The sequence below is a fragment of the Ruegeria sp. YTSC106 genome (genome assembly GCF_059609765.1).
On the sequence record NZ_JBXWMI010000026.1, the window covers coordinates 12,556 to 32,362 of the forward strand.

The following is a 19,807-nucleotide window of genomic DNA, read 5'->3' on the forward strand; positions in this document are numbered from 1 at the left end:
CTGCGGTATCTGGTACACATGCGCCTGGAATGGATCGATGACATATTGGCCGTGTTGGACAGCGGATCGCTGACACGCGCCGCGGAAAAACGGCTGCTGACCCAATCTGCCTTTACCCGTCGGGTGCGGCTCATCGAAGGTAGTATCGGTGCGACCCTGTTTGATCGTCGCCGCAAGCCCGTATCCCTGATGCCGGGTGTGCAGGCGTTGGAACCGGAATTGCGCGAGCTGAGTGCGCGTCTGCACAAACTTCGACATACCCTGAAAACCGAGAGTGATCAGGCCAGCCAGTCTCTGTCTTTTGTCTGCCAACATGCACTCACGACAACCGTTTCACCGAAAGTGGTCCGCACTTTGACTGCAGATGACGACATCTCGGTTCGAGTGCGATCAGGGAATCAGGACGAGTGTCTGTTGCAACTGATCTCAAAAGAAGTCGATTTCGCGATCATGTACGCGATCTCGGACGGCAGGATGCAAAACCTCGAAAATGCATTTGAGGCAAAGACGCTTGGCGCTGATACTTTGATCCCGGTATGCGCACCCGCAATGCGCAGGGAATTGGATGGTGAGACTGTTCCCGCGATTATCTATCCGCCTGATGTATTTCTTGGGCAGGTGTTTTCCCGATTGATTGCACCCCGTTTGCCCGACAAAACCAGAATCATGGCCAAAGCCGAGACGGCCCTGACGTTGGCGATGCTGCAATATGCCGTGAATGAAATCGGCGTTGCATGGCTACCCCATTCTTTGGTCGCCACGCCGCTTGCTCAGGGGCAGCTTGTAAGCGTTGAAGAAGCTCTGCCTGCACAGGCGCTGACAATAAGAATGGTCCGTTTGGCTGGACCGCAGTCGGAGTACAGTGAACAGATTTGGCAACGTCTTGCCGGGCAATTGCAAAGCTTTTGGTAGTCGCAAGATCAAAGCAACGCGGCGACCGGCGCAGTTCGAAGATAAAGACGCCGGGTCTGCCGATCGACATCGGAAGAATACGCAACGGAATGGTAGCAAAACCGAGTTGGTTGTATCTAACCTGAGCTGAAAAGACAGCAACAGGGCAGGTCTGCGGATGTTCACGAAGGTATTGAAAACGGGTCTAGGTGTCGTGGTTCTGGGCATCGTGGGTTTGCTTGGTTATCTGCTGATCGCCCCCCCGGACTTGCTGAAAGTGGGCACGAATTACTCGGCCAAGATTGTCTGTTCGAACGTTTTCATTGCCGGACGTGATCCGGACGAGGTCCTTACGGTGGATGTGCAGGCCCCGGGGCATCCGCTGCTCAAACACGTTTCGATTGAAGTTGATCGAGAGGCGCAGACTGTTCGCGCGCGACTCTTTCGGTTCTTCGCGCCCGCCACGTCGCAGTTCCGGCAGGGGCTTGGTTGCACCAACGTCCATGGTACATCCCTGAGTGAGCAGCGGCTTGAGGCCGCCAAGTCCTCGCCGACAGGTCTTTGGCCAAGTGGAACCGACGTTGCGCTGTCTGATGATCCAAAAGTTCGGGCTGTATTGTCGGATGACAAGCTGCTTGGCGAAGGATACCGCGCCGTAGTGGTGGTTCAAGGCGGGCGCATCGTGGCCGAACGCTATGCCGAAGGGTTTGACGCCGACACACCGTTGCTGGGCTGGTCCATGACCAAGACGGTCACTGCGGGGCTGATCGGAACGTTGATTGACGTGGGTCGGATGAACGTATCGGACACCCTCGTGGACAGCTTTCCCGAATGGGCAGAAGATGCAAGGCGAGACATCACTGTTGCCGACATGCTGGGCATGACAAGCGGTCTGCAATGGAATGAAGAATACGGAGACGTGTCGGACGTGACCAGGATGCTGTATCTCAGCGATGACATGGCCAGTTTCGCTGCTGACCGTGCACTGGAAGCCGGCATTGGAACCGACTTCAACTATTCCTCTGGTACATCCACCGCATTGTCCCGGGTGTGGCAGGACAAGCTGCCCGATGGCGGTTTGAGCTATCCTCGGGTTTCGCTTTTTGAACCGCTCGGCATGACTTCGGCGATCATCGAGACAGATGTCGCCGATACATTCATCGGGTCCAGCTATATGTACGCAACGGCCCGTGACTGGGCGAGGTATGGCCAGTTTCTGCTGCAAAAGGGGGTGTGGGACGGCACGCGGATCTTGCCCGCAGGTTTTGTAGACTGGATGTTCGAGCCCGTTGCGGTTTCTGACGGGAAATATGCCAAAGGTCATCTTTGGCTGAAGTCGCCGGGCGACCTGCCATCCTTTGAGGACGCGGTTTGGTTACAAGGGCATGATGGTCAGTCCATCGGAATTTTCCCTTCGCATGACATGGTTGTCGTGCGGATGGGGCTTACACCGTCACGGTTGGGCTATTCTTCTTTGCCGCTGGCGAAAAAGCTTGTTTCGGCTTTCGGGGGGTAAGGGATCGAGCCTTGTGATCGACGCTGCGCCGACCATTTCGGCGGACGTTGCATGTGGGCAGGACACCGGGTCGCAGATCGATATCTTGCATCTCGGCAAGTTTTGGTATACCGCCGCATACAAACATAAGGTGCCGGTCCTTTTGTCGGCTCGGTGCATCAGCTAAATGGTCGGAACCCTCATGAGCCTTTACACAGAATACCTGAACGAAATCGAAACGCGCAAAGAACAGGGTCTGCACCCCAAACCCATCGAGGACGGCGCCCTTTTGCAGGAAATCATCGGGCAGATCAAAGATGCGGATAACGCGCATCGCACCGATTCACTGAACCACCTAATCTACAACACGCTGCCGGGCACAACCAGTGCCGCAGGTGAAAAGGCACGCTTTCTGAAAGAGATAATCCCGGGTGACGCGATGGTCGAAGAAATCTCGCAGGATTTCGCGTTTGAATTGCTGTCGCATATGAAGGGCGGCCCATCAGTGGAGGTTCTGCTTGATCTGGCGCTGGGCGACGATGCAGACATTGCGCAGAAGGCGGCGGCAGTTCTGAAAACACAGGTATTCCTGTACGACGCAGACACGGACCGTTTGAAAGCGGCGATTGAGGCCGGGAACGCCGTCGCCAAGGACATTCTGGAAAGCTATGCCAAGGCCGAGTTCCTTATCCGGCTTCCCGACATCGAAGAAGAAATTAAGGTTGTGACCTATGTGGCGGCTGAAGGGGACATCTCGACCGACCTTTTGTCGCCCGGCAATCAGGCGCATTCGCGGTCGGACCGTGAATTGCACGGCAAGTGCATGATCTCACCTGAAGCACAGGCCGAAATTCAGAACTTGCAAAAGCAGCATCCGGATAAACGCGTCATGCTGGTGGCTGAAAAAGGGACGATGGGCGTTGGATCGTCGCGCATGTCCGGAGTCAACAACGTCGCATTGTGGACCGGAAAGCCAGCCAGCCCCTATGTGCCTTTCGTGAACATCGCGCCGGTTGTTGCCGGTACAAACGGGATTTCACCGATCTTTCTGACCACCGTCGGCGTGACCGGTGGGATCGGCATCGATCTCAAGAACTGGGTCAAAAAAGTGGATGCCGACGGCAATCCGATCCTGAACAATGACGGTAATCCAATCCTTGAGCAGAAGTATTCCGTCGAGACCGGAACGGTGCTGACCATCAACACCAAGGACAAAAAGCTGTACAATGACAAAGGCGACAAAGAGCTTGTCGACCTATCATCGTCCTTCACGCCGCAAAAGATCGAATTCATAAAGGCCGGAGGATCTTATGCCATTGTCTTTGGCAAAAAGCTCCAGACATTCGCAGCCGAGACGCTCGGTATCGAGCTGAAATCCGCTTTCGCACCGTCCAAGGAGATCTCGCATGAAGGGCAGGGCCTGACGGCGGTTGAAAAGATATTCAACAAGAACGCGGTTGGCGTGGCCGACGGCAAAGTTCTGCATGCGGGCTCGGACGTTCGGGTGAAGGTCAACATCGTCGGTTCGCAGGACACCACCGGTCTGATGACGTCGCAGGAACTGGAAGCGATGGCGGCGACAGTGATATCGCCCACCGTTGACGGTGCCTATCAGTCTGGCTGTCATACTGCTTCGGTTTGGGATTCCAAAGCGCAGGCAAATATCCCAAAATTGATGAAATTCATGAACAACTTCGGCCTGATCACCGCGCGTGACCCCAAAGGTGTTTATCACTCGATGACAGACGTGATTCACAAGGTCTTGAACGACATCACTGTGGATGACTGGGCAATCATCATCGGTGGGGACTCGCATACACGTATGTCCAAAGGCGTCGCATTTGGTGCGGATTCGGGTACTGTTGCACTGGCGCTGGCCACTGGCGAAGCCACCATGCCGATCCCGGAATCGGTCAAGGTGACCTTCAAGGGCCAGATGGCGGATCACATGGATTTCCGCGATGTGGTTCACGCCACCCAGGCGCAGATGCTCAAGAAATTCGGTGACAACGTGTTCCAGGGCCGGATCATCGAAGTTCATATCGGAACGTTGCTGGCGGATCAGGCATTTACCTTCACCGACTGGACAGCCGAAATGAAGGCCAAGGCATCGATCTGCATCTCTGCGGATGACACGTTGATCGAATCTCTGGAAATTGCGAAAAACCGTATCCAGATCATGATCGACAAAGATATGGATAACGAAGCCCGGACACTGCAAGGTCTGATCGACAAGGCCGACGCGCGGATCGCGGAAATCAAGTCGGGTGAAAAGCCGGCCCTGAAACCGGATGAGAACGCCAAGTACTTTGCCGAGCTGGTGGTTGATCTGGATGAGATTAGCGAACCCATGATTGCCGACCCGGATGTCAACAACGCGGATGTATCCAAGCGTTATACCCATGACACGATCCGGCCGGTTTCCCACTACAAGGGGGAAAAGAAGGTCGATCTGGGATTTGTTGGATCGTGCATGGTGCACAAGGGCGATCTGGTCATCGTCTCGCAGATGCTGAAAAACATCGAGCAGGAGACGGGCACAGTAGAGTTCAAGGCCCCGCTGGTCGTCGCAGCGCCGACCTACAACATCATTGATGAGCTGAAAGAAGAAGGCGAGTGGAGCATTCTTCAGAAGTATTCAGGCTTTGAATTCGACGATCTGTTCCCAAAGAGCAAAGCGCGGACGGAATACGAGAACATCCTGTATCTGGAGCGTCCGGGATGTAACCTTTGCATGGGCAACCAGGAGAAAGCCGCAAAGGGCGACACTGTCCTGGCCACGTCCACACGTCTGTTCCAGGGGCGTGTTGTTGAGGACGCGTCGGAGAAGAAAGGCGAATCCCTTCTGGCATCGACCCCGGTGGTGGTGCTGTCGGCTGTTTTGGGCCGGATGCCGACCGCCGAGGAATACAAGTCGGCCGTGAAAGGTATCGACCTGACCAAATTTGCGCCTCCGATGGAAAAGCCAGCAGGCACGAAGTCAGCGCATTTCTAAACGCAAGGCACTTCATTGATTGCCCGGCCACCCCTTCAGGTGGCCGGGTGATTGAATCTCGGTGCGTTCAGGCTTGGTTGCAGCGTGTGCCGCGATGACTCTAATCCAAAAGCGCGGCATGAGAATGCCCCCGGACCATTCGCACGACTTCGCGTGGACCACTCGGAAAATCCATGACCCACGGTCAAACGGTCGCTGTTCGGCGTCAGGCTGACAGCTCTTTATACATGTAAGTTGTGGGTTCCAATTTGGTTTCGAACGGGTTCCGGCAGTAGTTCGGAATTTCCCCTGCGATCTGAAACCCAAGGTCCAGATAGAGCATTCGAGAAGGATCGGTACTGCGCGTATCAAGAACCAGCATCGTACGCTCCAACTCTTTTGTTCGTTGTAAGAGGGCTTCCATCAGGGCGCGGCCCAAACCACGCCGTCTGGCGTTCGGGTGTACCAGAAGCTTTGCGACATCAGCGCGGTGTGGCTGATTTGGCATGATCGCGGGGATCAGTTGAACCGTGCCCTGAATGCTCCAGTTGTCATGGGTGACAAACACCTCCAATGCACCGGATTTCAGTCCAGGCTGAACGTTTTGCAACCAGTACCTCCGTGCATCGTCCAAGGTAAACGGAAGGACAAAGCCGATGCTGGCCCCGTCATGTACACAGGCGTGGAGGATTTCCGCCAGATCATCAACTGCCGCGCTGAAATCGAGATCGGTCAGACGCGAGATCATGTCAGCACCAAGAGATAACGCGCACCGCGAGATGCGCCGGTTTCGAACCGGGTTGGGCCTGACAGGTGATAGCGCAGGCAATCTCCGGTGCTCAGCGCATGGGGCGTTCCGTCAACAGTCAGTGTCAGCGCGCCATCGATCAGGATCAGATGGTGTTCCTGTCCTGATTTTGGTGGCGTCTCGTAAGTGATGACCGTGTCACGCGGCAGGTGGCATTCCACGACCTCGGCGTTCAGACCGTTTGCTGGGGGTGAAACTGAACGGCGGGTAAAGCCCGTCGCGGGATCGCGCCATTCGGTCTGGCGTTCAAATGGCACTTTGGGGTCAAAGCTGTCTTCGACCATCATCAAAAGCCGTGACATTGGCAGGTCAAAAGCGGCACAGAGACGGCCAAGATTCTCAGCGGTGGGGCTGACGTCTCCTTTCTCCATGCGGGACAGTGTGGCCCGACTGATTCCGCTGTGAGCGGCCAGTTGATCCAGCGACCATCCGCGCCCGTGGCGGAGTTCGTTCAGACGTGCGGCGAGGCGGTTCGAAAGGTTATCAAGCATGGATCAAAAGAGAGAGGGAATTTCATTTGCGAGAAAAATATTAAAAAAATATGAATTTGTAAACGAGAAAGGACGCGGAAACTCCGCGCCCTTGGAAAATCGCTGACGATGTTGCGGATTATTTCCAGCCAACTTCGTTGAAGATTTTCTGTGCTTCCGGGATGTTCTTGGCGACGTCTGACAGGTTCACGTCGTCAGCTTTGAAGTCACCCAGTGCTTTTACCGAATCTGCCAGCTCAACGCTCTGTACTGCCGGGAATTCGTCATTTCCTGCCGAAAAGTACTCCTGCGCCTGATCGCTTGCCAGATACTCAAGGAACAGGATTGCGTTTTCCTTATTCGGTGCGTGCGCCGCGACGCCACCGCCCGACAGGTTCATATGCGCACCATAGCTGTCCTGATTGGGGAAGACCCAACCGATCATGTCGAGGTCAGAGGAAAGACCTTTGACGTCTTTGCGGATGGCCCGAGCATAGTAGTAAGTGTTCGACACAGCGATATCGCATTCACCCGAAACGATGCCACGCAGCTGGTCGGTGTCACCCCCTTGCGGGTCTCGCGCCATGTTGGCGACAACGCCTTCCGCCCAGGACTTTGCAGCTTCTGCGCCTTCATGTGTGATGATCGAGGCGAGCAGTGTCTGGTTGTAGGTGTTGGTCGAGGACCGGATGCAGATCAAGTCCTTGTACTCCGGCTTGGCCAGGTCTGCGTAAGTGGCTGGCGGGTTGGTGACGTTTTCTTTGTTGTAAAAGATGATCCGACCGCGCTGTGAGAAGCCGAACCACTGGTTGTCTTCGTCCTGAAGGTTGGCGGGGATGCGCTCTTCCATGGTTTCGCTGTCGATTACTTGCAGAATGCCCGCATCTTTGGCACGCGCCAGACGAGAAGTGTCGACGGTCAGCATAACGTCGGCAGGAGAGTTCGCGCCTTCTGCTTCCATGCGCGCGATCAACTCGTCTGCCTTGCCTTCGATCCGGTTGATCTTGATACCAGTCGCATCTTCGAAGTCCGTGTACAGACGTTCGTCGGTGTCATAGTGGCGCGACGAATAAAGGTTCAGCTCGCCTTCAGCCGCGGCGGATGTTGCGATCAATGCCGACAGAGCGGCGGCCAGGCAGGTTGTGGATTTCAGCATAGTTTGCCCCAACAATTGAATTTCGTGTCGGTCGATAACCCGACTGATTTGCTCAATTATACGATTCTCGGCGGGATGCAAGAAAAACTGACAAATTTACTTGGTCATATAATGTCGCAGCGCTTACTGGGGCTTTTTCATTTGTTAACCATGTCGGGATCAGTTGGTAGGGCCGCCGCCGGACACCGGCAAGTGCTCAGGTGTCAGGCAGCCCGATTTTCCGTCCGGGTTCACCTGTAGCTTCGTGGTCGTCGTCGGTCTGACCATCCTGTTTTCGTGGTGGCGCGACTACGCGCTTGGTCTGGAGTTGTTTGCAATGGGGGTCGATCTTGACGGTTTTACGACCGATGAGCGGATGCGCGGCGTCGCGCCACATTTGCGAGACCAGGCGGAGAGCGTGGTCTTTTCCCCCGAACGGTTGGGTGTCGGCTGGCCGATAAAGACAGGATTCGCCCTGTTCGATTCAGTTCCCGCCGCGATTGCGGTCTGTTCCATTCCATGGATGGTGCGGATGGTTCTCAGACGGCGCCGCGGGGTCGAGATAACACAAAAAACCGCGCCCGAAGGCGCGGCTCTTTAAAGCGGTGTTTCGCCGTTCTCAGCCCTGACGAGCTTTGAACTTGCGCTGCGTCTTGTTGATAACGTAGACGCGGCCTTTGCGACGCACAATACGGCAGTCACGGTGCCGGTTCTTGAGCGAGCGGAGCGAGTTCTTGACCTTCATGGTCTGTCTCCAATCTGCGGCGCCTTCATCAAGGACGTGGCCAGCGCCTGGGTTACTCGGGTGTCCCGGATATCCGGAACAGTGAAAACATGGTGGGCGGTACAAGGATCGAACTTGTGACCCCTTCGATGTCAACGAAGTGCTCTACCGCTGAGCTAACCGCCCACTTTCCCTTTGCGTGCCCTGCCCCATAACGAAATGGGGCGCGGATCCCCGCGCCGGTAGCGGGGTCTATAAAAGGAGTCGCAAAGGGGTTCAAGGGGTTTGGAAGAACTATTTTCCGGTCTATGTTGATTGCGAAGAGGGAGGGATCATGCAGAACGCAGCCTTTGTATTGGATATGCCGGAAAACCGCAGTTCATGTGTGGTTTTTTCATCCCCACATAGCGGGCGGGACTACCCCGAAGCGTTTCTGAAGCGGTCCGTTCTGAACCAAAGCGTGATTCGGTCCTCGGAAGACGCATTTGTCGATCAATTGTTTGCGGCAGCAGCCGAGAATGGCGCGCCTTTGATCAAAGCAACCATGCCGCGCGCTTATCTGGACCTGAATCGCAGTCTGGACGAATTGGACCCGGCGTTGATCAGCGGCGCCCGCAGGCACGGGCATAACCCAAGGGTCGCATCGGGGTTAGGCGTGATTCCCCGCGTCGTGGCCAATGGACGAGCAATTTACAGCGGCAAGCTGACCATGGACGAAGCACGGCTGCGCTTAGATACCTATTGGCGTCCTTATCATGCACGATTGAAGTCCTTGTTGGCCGAATCGCATGAGAAGTTCGGGCAGGCCATTCTGGTGGATTGCCACTCAATGCCGCATGAGGCGGTGTCCATGGCTGGTACGACCCGAAACAAACGGCCCGAAATCGTGCTGGGTGATCGGTTCGGTGCTTCGGCCTCGTCCGAGATTGTGGACTTCATCGAATCGGCGTTTTCTGCGGCAGGACTGAATGTGGCGCGCAATGCCCCGTTTGCCGGGGCCTATGTAACGCAGACATATGGCCGCCCCACCCGCCAGCAACACGCGATTCAGATCGAAATTGACCGCGCCCTGTATATGAACGAAGAGAAGATTGCGCCGAACGCCAATTTTATGACGTTTTCGAAACTCCTCCGGCAAGTGGTTCGCGAGATATGCAGCATCGGTTCCAAGCCGGTCCGTCTGGCTGCGGAATGAGCCTAGCGCAAAGCGCGGCCCTTCACGATTGCGTCTGCGCCGAATCTCTGACGGATTTCGTCGGTGGCCCGCTCGGCCCGCGATCTGCGGACGGCGCCGGGATCAAGCAGGTCGCCGGAAATGTCGGCCAGATCCGCCGGGCACAGGTCAGACAGACCACACCCCAACAGGCGGTACGGCCCCTGATCCCCCACCTGATCAAAAAGCCCCCTTGCCGTGCGATAAATCCGGTCTGCGATCTGCGTCGCGTCCCGCAACGACACGCGCCGTGTCAGAATCTTATGATTGGCTTTCTTCAGCTTCAGCGTAACGACCCGGCCAGCTAGATCCTTGGCCTTGGCCCGGTCCGAGACCTTCAGGGCCATGCGCCACAAATGCCCGTCCAGAACGTCAATATTGGCGGTGTCCTCGAAAAATGTGGTCTCATTGCTGATCGATTTCATCGGCTCATGAGTTGAAACGCGTCGTTTGTCTTGACCTCGTGCCAAATGCCACAGGCGATACCCCATCGAGCCGAAACGCGCAGTCAAAGCCTCCTGATCCCAACGCAGCAGGTCGTTGAAGGTTCGAATCCCTGCACGGTCCAGTGATTCCTGCGCGGCGGGGCCAATGCCCCAGATCAACCGTACGGGTTTGTCATTCAAAAACTCTGCCGTCTCGGCCTTGCCAATCACCGAAAACCCGCGGGGCTTATCGAGGTCCGAGGCAACCTTGGCCAGGAACTTGTTGTGACTCAGCCCGATAGATCCGGTCACACCCAGTTCATCTTTCATGCGTTTGACGAGGCGCGCCAACATGGCGGCAGGAGGTGCCCCGTGCAGGCGTTGGGTGCCGGACAAGTCCATGAAGGCTTCGTCCAGGGACAGAGGTTCGACCACTGGCGTCAGTTCATCCATCATGGCTCGGATGTCGCGTGACACCTGGGCATACACAGACATGCGTGGTTTGATCACGACGGCATCAGGGCACAGTTGCAGCGCTTTGAACATGGGCATGGCGGATCGTACACCCCGAATTCGGGCCACGTAGCATGCCGTGGAAACAACGCCGCGTTTGCCGCCGCCGATGATGACAGGTTTGTCTGCCAGTTCCGGATTGTCCCGTTTTTCCACCGAAGCATAAAAGGCATCGCAATCCATATGAGCGATGGTCAAGTCAAGGAGTTCGGGGTGTGACTTTACCCTGGGGCTACCGCAGCCCGTGCAGCGCCGTTCGTTTGTTAAAAGGGTCAGGCAATCTCGGCAAAGACCGGGCATCTGCGTCCTCGTGTGTTCCGCAGTTGGCTTGGGAGTTCTTTATATCATGCAGTGATATCGATCAAAGATCATTCAGATAAAAGAAAACCCCCCGCAGCATCGCGGGGGGAAGTAACGAACCTCAGGAAGAAAAGGTTCGTTGGGGAGTTAATCCCCTTAAGAATCGCCAAGATTTCCCTACGGAGATAGAGTGAAGGCTGCTTTGGAAAAACTCACTTTCTGAATGTGTGTTTTCTGGCACAGGGACGATTTGGCGCGGATTCGTCAAAAATTGACGTAAGGTCAACCTGTTGCGGCGGTTTTTTCAGTACGAATACCGGCTGAAACGATGATTCCGGTCATCACGTTTTCAGAGAACTTAGCTCGGTCAAAACGGCTGCGGCTGCGGATTTCGGGTCTTCCGCCTGATAAATGGGACGGCCAACAACGATATGATCCGCTCCGTCCTGGATGGCGCTGGCTGGTGTGGCCACACGTTTTTGATCTCCAAGTGCCGCGCCAGCCGGACGCACGCCGGGGGTTACGATCAGTCGGCCCCTTGCCTGGGGCAAGGCGCGGATCAGGGCGGCCTCCTGCGGGCTTGCGATCACGCCATCGGCCCCGGCCTCAAAGGCGCGGGCGGCGCGTTCCACCACCATGTCCTGCATGGCTCCGGTCTTCATCAAGCCCGCATCCAGATCGTCGCGGTTCAGCGAGGTCAGGATGGTCACCGCCAGGATCTTCAGATCCTTGCCCGCCGCCCCTTCCTTGGCGGCGCGCACCACATGCGGGTCACCATGCACGGTCAGGAAATCCAGATCGAACTGCGCCAGCCCCCGCACCGCGTTTTCCACCGTGTTGCCGATGTCGAACAGCTTCATGTCCAGAAAGATTCGCTTGCCGTGTTCCTGCTTCAGCTCATTGGCCAAGGCCAGCCCGCCGCCGGTCAGCATACCCAGGCCGATCTTGTAGAACGAAACGACGTCGCCCAGCGTCTCGGCCAGCTTCAGCCCCTCCAGTGCGTTGGGGACATCGAGGGCTACGATCAGGCGGTCATCGGCGGTTTGGGGCATTGTTTCGACCTTTCAGGCTTGGCGGGATGGGCGCTTCTGTAGAGCGTGTGGCGCATTGAGACAAGAAAAGACGCAGGAAAATACGGGATGATACGGTTGGGTGTGGTGGCCTCGGCGGCATTTTAGGCCGGGGCGGGCGCGGTCTGGGCCGGTGAGACGGATTGCGGCGAGGCCCAACTAGCGCGCGATCTGCTGGCGGGGCTGATGGGTGGCGCTCCCGCGCCGGCAAAGGCTGACGCCCCCAAGGAACCGCAACGGCGCCTGCGGGTCTCCGACCTTCGCCCTCGCGCTGGTGAAGGGAGGCAGGCTGGAACTGGCGCTCGCGTTTTCGGAACTGGCCGTGATGGAGGGTAGCGGGCTGGCGATGAACACGCTGGCCACGCTCTATAACGATGGCGAGATCGTTCCCGAGGACGACGAAACCGCGTTTGCCTGGTACATGGCGGCCACCGAATCCGGTCTGTCGATGGGGATGCATAACGTTGCGTATGGCTACGAGAACGGGGACGGTGTGGCGCGCGACATCGACAAGGCGCTGTACTATTTTCAAAAGGCCGCGTTCCTCGGGAATGAGCCGTCTCTGCTACGCCTCGGCACATTCTATCGCGACGGAACGCATGTCACGCGCGACATGCAGCGTGCGGTCGACTATCTGAAGATGGCGGCCCGTAACGGCAGCGCCGATGCTGCGGCGCATCTGGGCTTCATCTAAGAGACCGGCGAGAACGGATATGTAAAAGACATCGAACAGGCGCTGGACTATTATTTCCAGGCCGCCGAGCAGGACGATGTCGTCGCACTGCACAACCTTGGTTCTCTGACCTATCACTGGCGGGACGGCGTGCCTCAGGACACCTAGGCAGCCTTTGTTTTCTGGGGCAGGGCTGCGAAACTCGGCGATATGAAGTCGCAGCGCAAGTTCGGCCGGTTGCTGTACGAATCCGGCGATGTCGCGGGGGCGTTGAAGTTTTATCGCCTCGCGGCCGGGCAGGGGACGACGTGGCGCAACAACTGATCCGGCAGATCGAAGGCGATTGAGACCTGAGTCCGGGGGACGTGGTTTCCCCGCACTGTCTCAACTGTGCTATGGTGCGGCCGTTCAGAAACGGAATTGCACCAAAGGGACAGACCATGAAGCACCTCATTCCGCTGGCTGCGGCAGCGGCCCTAGCGGCCTGCACCGACACGCCGCCGAGCGCACCCGAAACCGGTGCCGCCCCGGCCCCCACCAATGACGACCTTTACCTCGTCCGCGGTTATCGGTCCGAGGATGACTGGTGCCAGTTGACCGGCGAAACCGCCTTTACAGGCAATTTCCTTGACCACACCGCCGATCTTGTATCCTGCCCCACAGGCAGCGCCGCCGCGCAGTCTCTGGTCGAGATGCACGATGCCCAGCAGGTGGCCGAAACCGGAGGCTACACAGTCTATACAATTTCGCGCGGCTGACGGCATTTTTTCACTCTCCAGCCTCTTGAAGCGGTGGGGATATTTCCCAGATTGAGGACAAGGCCCGGACCACTGCGTGCTGCCAAGCGGGCGCAAATCCACCGGGCGCTTGGAAAAGGAGAATACCATGGACTTGAACAAGTTCACCGAACGGGCACGGGGGTTCGTGCAGGCGGCGCAGACCATTGCGCTGCGCGAGGGGCACCAGAGGCTGGAGCCCACACATATACTCAAGGCATTGATGGATGACGATCAGGGGCTGGCGAGCAATCTGATCACGCGCGCGGGCGGCGCGCCGGACCGCGTAGTTGAGGCGCTCGACGCTGCAATGGGCAAGATTCCGAAAGTCAGCGGCGATGCGAGCCAGATTTACATGGACGGCCAGACTGCCAAGGTTCTGGACGAGGCCGAGAAGATCGCCACCAAAGCGGGCGACAGCTTTGTGCCTGTCGAACGCGTGTTGATGGCGCTGTGCATGGTCAAATCCAAAGCCAAAGAGGCGCTGGAAGCCGGTGCCGTATCTGCGCAAAAACTCAATGAAGCCATCAACGACATCCGCAAAGGTCGCACTGCTGACACCGCATCGGCGGAAGAGGGCTATGATGCACTCAAGAAATATGCCCGCGACCTGACCGAGGCCGCGCGCGAAGGCAAGATCGACCCGATCATCGGGCGGGATGAGGAAATCCGCCGCGCGATGCAGGTCCTGTCGCGCCGCACCAAGAACAACCCGGTTCTGATCGGTGAACCCGGCGTCGGTAAAACCGCGATTGCCGAGGGCATGGCCCTGCGCATCGTCAACGGCGACGTACCGGAATCGCTGAAGGACAAGAAGCTGCTTGCGCTCGACATGGGTGCGCTGATTGCCGGTGCAAAATACCGTGGTGAATTCGAAGAACGCCTCAAGGCCGTTCTGACCGAGGTCACCGAGGCCGCCGGTGAGATCATCCTGTTCATCGACGAGATGCACACGCTGGTTGGTGCGGGTAAATCCGACGGTGCCATGGATGCTGCCAACCTGATCAAGCCTGCGCTTGCTCGGGGTGAGCTGCATTGTATCGGCGCGACCACGCTGGACGAGTACCGCAAATACGTCGAAAAAGATGCGGCCCTCGCGCGGCGTTTCCAGCCCGTGATAGTGCAGGAGCCGACGGTCGAGGATACGATCAGCATCCTGCGCGGTATCAAGGAAAAGTACGAGCTGCACCACGGAGTCCGTATTTCGGATTCGGCGTTGGTATCGGCCGCGACCCTGTCGCATCGGTACATCACCGACCGCTTCCTGCCGGACAAGGCTATCGACCTCGTCGACGAGGCCGCCGCGCGTCTGCGCATGGAAGTGGACAGCAAGCCTGAAGAACTGGACCAGTTGGATCGCCAGATCCTGCAGTTGCAGATCGAGGAAGAAGCGTTGAAACTTGAAGATGACGCGGCCTCCAAGGATCGGCTTGAAACGTTGCAAAAGGAATTGGCCGACCTCAAGGAGAAATCCGCCGAGATGACCGCTCAGTGGCAGGCCGAACGCGACAAGCTGGCGGGCGCGCGGGAGTTGAAGGAACAGCTCGACAAGGCGCGGGCTGATCTGGAAATCGCCAAGCGCGAAGGCAACCTCGCCAAGGCGGGTGAGCTGTCCTATGGCATCATCCCCGAGCTTGAGAAAAAGCTGTCCGAGGCCGAGAATGCCGAAAGCAACGCCATGATGGCCGAGGAAACGGTGCGTCCGGAACAGATCGCCAGCGTTGTCGAACGCTGGACGGGCATCCCGACCGCAAAAATGCTCGAAGGCGAGCGCGACAAGCTGCTGCGTATGGAAGAAGCGCTGCACACCCGCGTGGTCGGCCAGGACGAGGCCGTTACAGCTGTGGCCAACGCCGTGCGCCGGGCCCGTGCCGGTCTGAATGACGAAGGGCGGCCGCTGGGTTCGTTCCTGTTCCTTGGGCCAACCGGTGTCGGTAAGACCGAGCTGACCAAAGCCGTCGCCGAGTATCTGTTCGACGATGAAAACGCTATGGTGCGGGTCGACATGTCGGAATTCATGGAGAAACACGCCGTTGCCCGTCTGATCGGTGCCCCGCCGGGTTATGTCGGCTATGACGAAGGCGGCGTTCTGACCGAAGCAGTCCGGCGCAGGCCGTATCAGGTTGTCCTGTTCGACGAGGTCGAAAAGGCTCATCCGGACGTGTTCAACGTGCTGTTGCAGGTGCTGGATGACGGTGTCCTGACCGACGGTCAGGGTCGTACGGTTGATTTCAAGCAGACGCTGATCATTCTGACCTCGAACCTTGGTAGCCAGGCACTCAGCCAATTGCCTGAGGGTGCCGATAGTGCGCAGGCCAAGCATGACGTGATGGATGCCGTAAGAGCCCATTTCCGGCCCGAATTCCTGAACCGTCTGGACGAAACGATCATCTTCGACCGGCTGAAACGGTCGGATATGGCTGCGATTGTTGACATCCAGCTGGGTCGTCTTCTCAAACGTCTGGCCGCGCGCAAGATCGACTTGGTACTGGACGATGCCGCCAAGGAGTGGTTGGCAAACGAAGGCTATGACCCGGTCTTCGGTGCCCGCCCGCTGAAACGCGTCATCCAGCGCGCCTTGCAGAACCCGTTGGCAGAAGCTCTGCTGGCCGGTGAGATAAAGGACGGCGAGACTGTTCCTGTGACCGTTGGGACCGATGGTCTGATCATCGGTGACCGGTTGGGAACTTCAAAACGACCCCGCCCGGATGATGCTGTGGTGCATTGATCTGACACCGGAAACTGGAAAGGCCCGCCTTAAAGGCGGGCCTTTTTTCATGTCGGCTTTCCATAGCCTTTGTTCAGATACTCGTTGAGCGCTTTCATCCAGACCTGCGCTTCCTCCAATGGAAACTGGGCTGTAAACCTAAGCTTCATAATACAATTGTCCACGACGCCAACCGCCAGAAACTCGGACAGGCCATCTGATGCTTTGGCCTCGGCCCGAAATGGCAACACCTGCGACGGATCACGCAACTGATAGGCGTTGATTTCGCCGAGTTCAGCACCGCGCCGCGCAGCTATTGCAGCGATATCGCGTGCGGCTTGTTTAAAGCTTTCAAGGGCCATTTCGGATGAGACGACACTTTGTTGGTGGTCATAGAAGAAAACTGTGATCTTGGAGGATGGGTCTGCAAACGTGGCGGAATAGCCAAGGCCCGGGTGGCTGTCTTCATAAACTTCAGACCCGATCTGGTTCAGATCGCTCAGGACCTGCGGCGCGCGCTCAAACAGCTTTTTGCAGGATTGCACATCAGCCAATGCCGATCCGCACAGTAAAGACAGAGAAATAACCAGTGGTCTGAGCAACATGGAGGCAGGGCGTCCCGAACAGTTCAAGAAAGCACAAAGTCTTGGTTTGCAACTGTGGCGGAAATTTGGCCCTGCCGGAAAGATGGCCGGGCGGGCGTTGGTCAGCCGCCCGGGAATTTGTCAGATCAACGCAAAGATCCGGGCCGGCCCGCCGGTGCCGCCTTGGTGCTTGGGCGCGCCGACCACCAGCGTTGCACCAGACGCAGGCACGCGATCCAACCCAGCCAGGCATTCGATCCCGAATCGGCCTGACGGCAACCACGCGTAATGCGTCGCGAAATCTGCGGACATGCCGTGATCCAGGGACAGGGTATCAACGGCAATTGATCGTGCTCCGGTCTCCTCCATCAGCATCTGCGCTGCTTCAACGTGGAAGCCCGGGTAATGCTGCGCTTCGCCGTCGAAATTGCGGAACTCATCCGTGGCGGTTTTGCCTGCCCATCCGGAATGCATCGCCACGCAGGCACCATCAGGGATATCGCCATTGGCCGCAATCCAGGCTTTCAGATCATCCGGGGTGACGCGCGTGTCAGCATCCTCGGCAGCTCGGGCAGCGATGTCCACGACGCACAAGGAGGCGACCAGATCCCTGACAGGGATTTCGTCAACTGATGTCCCATCCGCCGAGAAGTGAAGCGGTGCATCGATATGCGTACCCGTATGTTCGTTGATTGACAGGTTGAACAGATTGAAGCCGTGATCAGTAAAGTTGAAAGCTTGCTCGGCCGAGATGCCGGGCTCGCCGCCCCATGTCGGGAAATCCGGGCTTAGCGTGTGGGTCATATCCTCGACACCGCCATGCCCAGCCGCCAATGCTGCCGGCGCGACGGCCCCGGTTGCGGCTGCTGCAACACCCGAAGCGGCAGCAGCTTTGAAGAATCCGCGACGAGACAGCATCTTGTCTTTGACGGCATTCATTACACAAATATCACACATTTTCTTCCTCCCATTGCGGCCAAAAGGCTGCAACCGCAGCCTTGCCTCGCGTTCGGCTTGGCGTGGCGCCCGTATGACAGAGTGCAGCTTTGCGTCAGCAGTTGTAAAGTTTTGTGCCCGTGTTTTGATTGTAATCCAAGAAAAACCCGGTTTTCTGCCGGGCGCTAAAGGTTTTCGCGTCTATGGTTTTCGTTGCTGACACCGTTCCCCGAAGGTCCGGCCACACCGGAACGTTACAATCACTTCGCTCAATCGTTACGCCTGTTTCTGTGGCTCTGTGCTATCAGCACACTACGTCAACACTGACTGTTGCATATGACGGAGACCCATATGGCGCATCGCTGGACCAACACTTTGACACATGCCGACGTCACCCCCCGGGCGGCGTTTCTCTACCGGAGGCAGGTTATGGCCGGGCTGGCAGGTGTCGGCCTGACTGCGATGGCCAAACCGGCGGCAGCACAGGATGGGTTGGAGCCGAACACCTGGGAAGAGATCACCACGTACAACAACTACTATGAGTTCGGGACCGGAAAAGATGACCCGGCGAAATATGCTCACACGCTGGTGACCGAACCCTGGAGCGTGCAGATCGACGGTCTGGTTGACCGCCCGGGCGACTATGATTTCCACAGTATCCTGTCCGAGATGACGATCGAGGAACGGATCTATCGCTTCCGCTGTGTAGAAGCGTGGTCGATGGTCGTTCCATGGAACGGCTTCGAGCTGGCTGACCTTCTGAACCTGGCAGGTGTGCAGGAGGGTGCAAAATATGCGGCATTCGAAACGGCCTATCGCCCAGACGAGATGCCGGGAACGCGGTTTCCCATTCTCGAATGGCCGTACCGGGAGGGCTTGCGCCTGGACGAGGCGATGCACCCTCTGACAATCATGGCAACCGGAATCTACGACCGACCGATTCCCAACCAGAACGGCGCGCCTTTGCGTTTGGTCGTTCCGTGGAAATATGGCTTCAAATCGATCAAGTCGATCGTTCGGATCACTCTGACCGAGGAGGAACCGCCCACCAGCTGGAACATGTCCAATCCGCGCGAATACGGGTTCTATAGTAATGTGAACCCGAATGTGGACCATCCACGTTGGTCTCAGGCTTCCGAACGCGAGATCGGGGGCGGGCTTTTCGCGTCACGTAAGCCGACCCTGATGTTCAACGGGTATGAAGAAGAGGTCGCCAGTCTTTACGAGGGCATGGATTTGGCCAAGAACTATTAGAATCATGCAGTCGATTAACCAGACACTCCGCCGTATTCCGGTATGGGCGATATATCTGCTGGGGGCGTTGCCTGCGCCTTGGCTGTTTTATCTTGGCCTTACCGGTGGTCTGGGGGTCGAACCGATTGAGGCGTTGGAGCATAGATATGGTGAACTGGCCCTGCAGTTGCTGATTGCCGGTCTGGCCGTCACGCCTCTGCGCCGGCATGTCGGTTTGAACCTGATGAAGTATCGCCGAGCGATCGGAGTGCTCACTTTTGTATACGTCGCGTTGCATCTTCTTGTGTGGCTGGTTCTGGATGTGCAGCTTCCCAGCCAGATCTGGGCGGATATCCTCAAGCGCCCGTACATAACGGTCGGCATGGGGGCGTTCCTTCTCCTGCTTCCGTTGGCGTTGACGTCCAATAATTGGTCGGTGCGCCGACTGGGATCACGCTGGCGCAAGCTGCACTGCCTTGTGTACGCGGCTGCGCTGTTGGGGGGCGTGCATTACGTCATGCTGGCAAAAGGATTTCAGATCGAGCCGCTTGCTTATCTGGCAACCATCATCGCCCTGCTTGCCCTGCGTCTTCAGATTCCAATCCTGTCTTTGTGGTCCAACAGGGCAGATTCCGCCTGACTCGGAGGTGAGTCTGTGGGTAATCATGTACATAACGCGTTGAGCCGCGAATTCCGACCTGCATTTTCTTGGATTTCGACGGCGACGCGCCTGATGAAATGTTCTTAAGATGCTGTAATTAATTGGTAAATTATCTTTATGAGAATTTCTTCTGTTTTTGTGAATTTTCCACTTGCGGCTTTGTCGGGTTATACTTAGAACCCCCTTCACCGGCGCTGCTGAGGCGGTGCTGACGGGCTG

Annotated in this window: 18 protein-coding genes and 1 tRNA gene; 10 read left to right on the forward strand and 9 right to left on the reverse strand. The window is 57.2% G+C overall.

Annotated elements, in window-relative coordinates; genetic code table 11:
* The first annotated feature begins 18 nt into the window (after positions 1-18).
* From AC2FEB_RS22070 to AC2FEB_RS22080, 3 genes are all read left to right on the forward strand, one after another.
* Positions 19-912, forward strand: coding sequence for a LysR family transcriptional regulator (locus AC2FEB_RS22070; RefSeq protein WP_117870728.1), 894 nt, complete (start codon positions 19-21; stop codon positions 910-912).
* A 157-nt stretch (positions 913-1,069) separates the two neighbouring features.
* Positions 1,070-2,407, forward strand: coding sequence for a serine hydrolase domain-containing protein (locus tag AC2FEB_RS22075; protein ID WP_496677074.1), 1,338 nt, complete (start codon positions 1,070-1,072; stop codon positions 2,405-2,407).
* Positions 2,408-2,588: 181 nt separating this feature from the next.
* The gene (locus tag AC2FEB_RS22080) at positions 2,589-5,381 is read left to right on the forward strand and encodes a bifunctional aconitate hydratase 2/2-methylisocitrate dehydratase (RefSeq protein ID WP_496884381.1); all 2,793 of its coding nucleotides are present in this window, start codon (positions 2,589-2,591) and stop codon (positions 5,379-5,381) included.
* A 205-nt stretch (positions 5,382-5,586) separates the two neighbouring features.
* Here AC2FEB_RS22080 and AC2FEB_RS22085 read toward each other — a convergent pair whose 3' ends face one another.
* The 3 genes from AC2FEB_RS22085 to AC2FEB_RS22095 all read right to left on the reverse strand — a co-directional run bounded on the left by AC2FEB_RS22085 (position 5,587) and on the right by AC2FEB_RS22095 (position 7,794).
* Positions 5,587-6,108 (reverse strand): GNAT family N-acetyltransferase, encoded by a 522-nt coding sequence (locus AC2FEB_RS22085; protein WP_496884382.1) that lies wholly within the window; start codon positions 6,106-6,108, stop codon positions 5,587-5,589.
* Positions 6,105-6,659 carry a helix-turn-helix domain-containing protein gene (locus AC2FEB_RS22090; protein ID WP_496677065.1) on the reverse strand — a complete coding sequence of 185 codons (555 nt, stop codon included), beginning with the start codon at positions 6,657-6,659 and terminating at the stop codon, positions 6,105-6,107. The genes AC2FEB_RS22085 and AC2FEB_RS22090 overlap by 4 nt, the downstream gene beginning before the upstream one ends.
* A 118-nt stretch (positions 6,660-6,777) precedes the next feature.
* Positions 6,778-7,794, reverse strand: a complete 1,017-nt coding sequence (locus AC2FEB_RS22095) for a Fe(3+) ABC transporter substrate-binding protein (protein WP_299902004.1) — start codon at positions 7,792-7,794, stop codon at positions 6,778-6,780.
* 163 nt (positions 7,795-7,957) lie between these two features.
* Between AC2FEB_RS22095 and AC2FEB_RS22100 the strand changes: the two genes are divergently transcribed.
* Entirely contained in the window at positions 7,958-8,374 is a 417-nt protein-coding gene (locus AC2FEB_RS22100) for a hypothetical protein (protein WP_496884383.1), read from the forward strand.
* An 18-nt stretch (positions 8,375-8,392) separates the two neighbouring features.
* Here AC2FEB_RS22100 and ykgO read toward each other — a convergent pair whose 3' ends face one another.
* Positions 8,393-8,518: a type B 50S ribosomal protein L36 gene (gene ykgO / locus AC2FEB_RS22105; protein ID WP_008755722.1), complete on the reverse strand. Its 126-nt coding sequence runs from the start codon at positions 8,516-8,518 to the stop codon at positions 8,393-8,395.
* Positions 8,519-8,608: 90 nt separating this feature from the next.
* Positions 8,609-8,683 (reverse strand) — tRNA-Val (locus AC2FEB_RS22110).
* Between the two features lie 148 nt (positions 8,684-8,831).
* On the opposite strand from AC2FEB_RS22110, the gene AC2FEB_RS22115 reads away from it, so the two are divergent.
* Positions 8,832-9,692 carry an N-formylglutamate amidohydrolase gene (locus tag AC2FEB_RS22115; RefSeq protein WP_496677058.1) on the forward strand — a complete coding sequence of 287 codons (861 nt, stop codon included), beginning with the start codon at positions 8,832-8,834 and terminating at the stop codon, positions 9,690-9,692.
* Between the two features lie 2 nt (positions 9,693-9,694).
* Here the strand turns inward: AC2FEB_RS22115 and AC2FEB_RS22120 are convergent, their stop codons facing one another.
* Together AC2FEB_RS22120 and pyrF are read right to left on the reverse strand one after the other, a co-directional pair.
* The gene (locus AC2FEB_RS22120) at positions 9,695-10,948 is read right to left on the reverse strand and encodes a DNA polymerase IV (protein WP_496677055.1); all 1,254 of its coding nucleotides are present in this window, start codon (positions 10,946-10,948) and stop codon (positions 9,695-9,697) included.
* A gap of 341 nt (positions 10,949-11,289) precedes the next feature.
* Positions 11,290-12,000, reverse strand: coding sequence for an orotidine-5'-phosphate decarboxylase (gene pyrF / locus AC2FEB_RS22125; RefSeq protein ID WP_117870706.1), 711 nt, complete (start codon positions 11,998-12,000; stop codon positions 11,290-11,292).
* A gap of 292 nt (positions 12,001-12,292) precedes the next feature.
* On the opposite strand from pyrF, the gene AC2FEB_RS22130 reads away from it, so the two are divergent.
* The 3 genes from AC2FEB_RS22130 to clpB all read left to right on the forward strand — a co-directional run bounded on the left by AC2FEB_RS22130 (position 12,293) and on the right by clpB (position 16,195).
* Complete coding sequence (locus AC2FEB_RS22130; RefSeq protein ID WP_496677053.1) at positions 12,293-12,712, forward strand: tetratricopeptide repeat protein; 420 nt, start codon at positions 12,293-12,295, stop codon at positions 12,710-12,712.
* Between the two features lie 419 nt (positions 12,713-13,131).
* Positions 13,132-13,449: a hypothetical protein gene (locus tag AC2FEB_RS22135; RefSeq protein ID WP_496677050.1), complete on the forward strand. Its 318-nt coding sequence runs from the start codon at positions 13,132-13,134 to the stop codon at positions 13,447-13,449.
* Positions 13,450-13,576: 127 nt separating this feature from the next.
* A complete protein-coding gene (clpB, locus tag AC2FEB_RS22140; RefSeq protein WP_496677048.1) occupies positions 13,577-16,195 on the forward strand; it encodes an ATP-dependent chaperone ClpB in 2,619 nt (872 codons plus the stop codon).
* Positions 16,196-16,242: 47 nt separating this feature from the next.
* On the opposite strand, the gene AC2FEB_RS22145 is transcribed toward clpB, so the two are convergent.
* Both AC2FEB_RS22145 and AC2FEB_RS22150 read right to left on the reverse strand, forming a co-directional pair.
* Positions 16,243-16,779 carry a hypothetical protein gene (locus tag AC2FEB_RS22145; RefSeq protein ID WP_496677045.1) on the reverse strand — a complete coding sequence of 179 codons (537 nt, stop codon included), beginning with the start codon at positions 16,777-16,779 and terminating at the stop codon, positions 16,243-16,245.
* A 120-nt stretch (positions 16,780-16,899) separates the two neighbouring features.
* Positions 16,900-17,715, reverse strand: coding sequence for a cyclase family protein (locus AC2FEB_RS22150; protein WP_496677042.1), 816 nt, complete (start codon positions 17,713-17,715; stop codon positions 16,900-16,902).
* Between the two features lie 330 nt (positions 17,716-18,045).
* Between AC2FEB_RS22150 and msrP the strand changes: the two genes are divergently transcribed.
* Positions 18,046-18,948, forward strand: coding sequence for a protein-methionine-sulfoxide reductase catalytic subunit MsrP (msrP, locus tag AC2FEB_RS22155; RefSeq protein ID WP_496677132.1), 903 nt, complete (start codon positions 18,046-18,048; stop codon positions 18,946-18,948).
* 4 nt (positions 18,949-18,952) lie between these two features.
* Positions 18,953-19,567, forward strand: coding sequence for a protein-methionine-sulfoxide reductase heme-binding subunit MsrQ (gene msrQ, locus AC2FEB_RS22160; protein ID WP_496677039.1), 615 nt, complete (start codon positions 18,953-18,955; stop codon positions 19,565-19,567).
* Positions 19,568-19,807 lie beyond the last annotated feature (240 nt).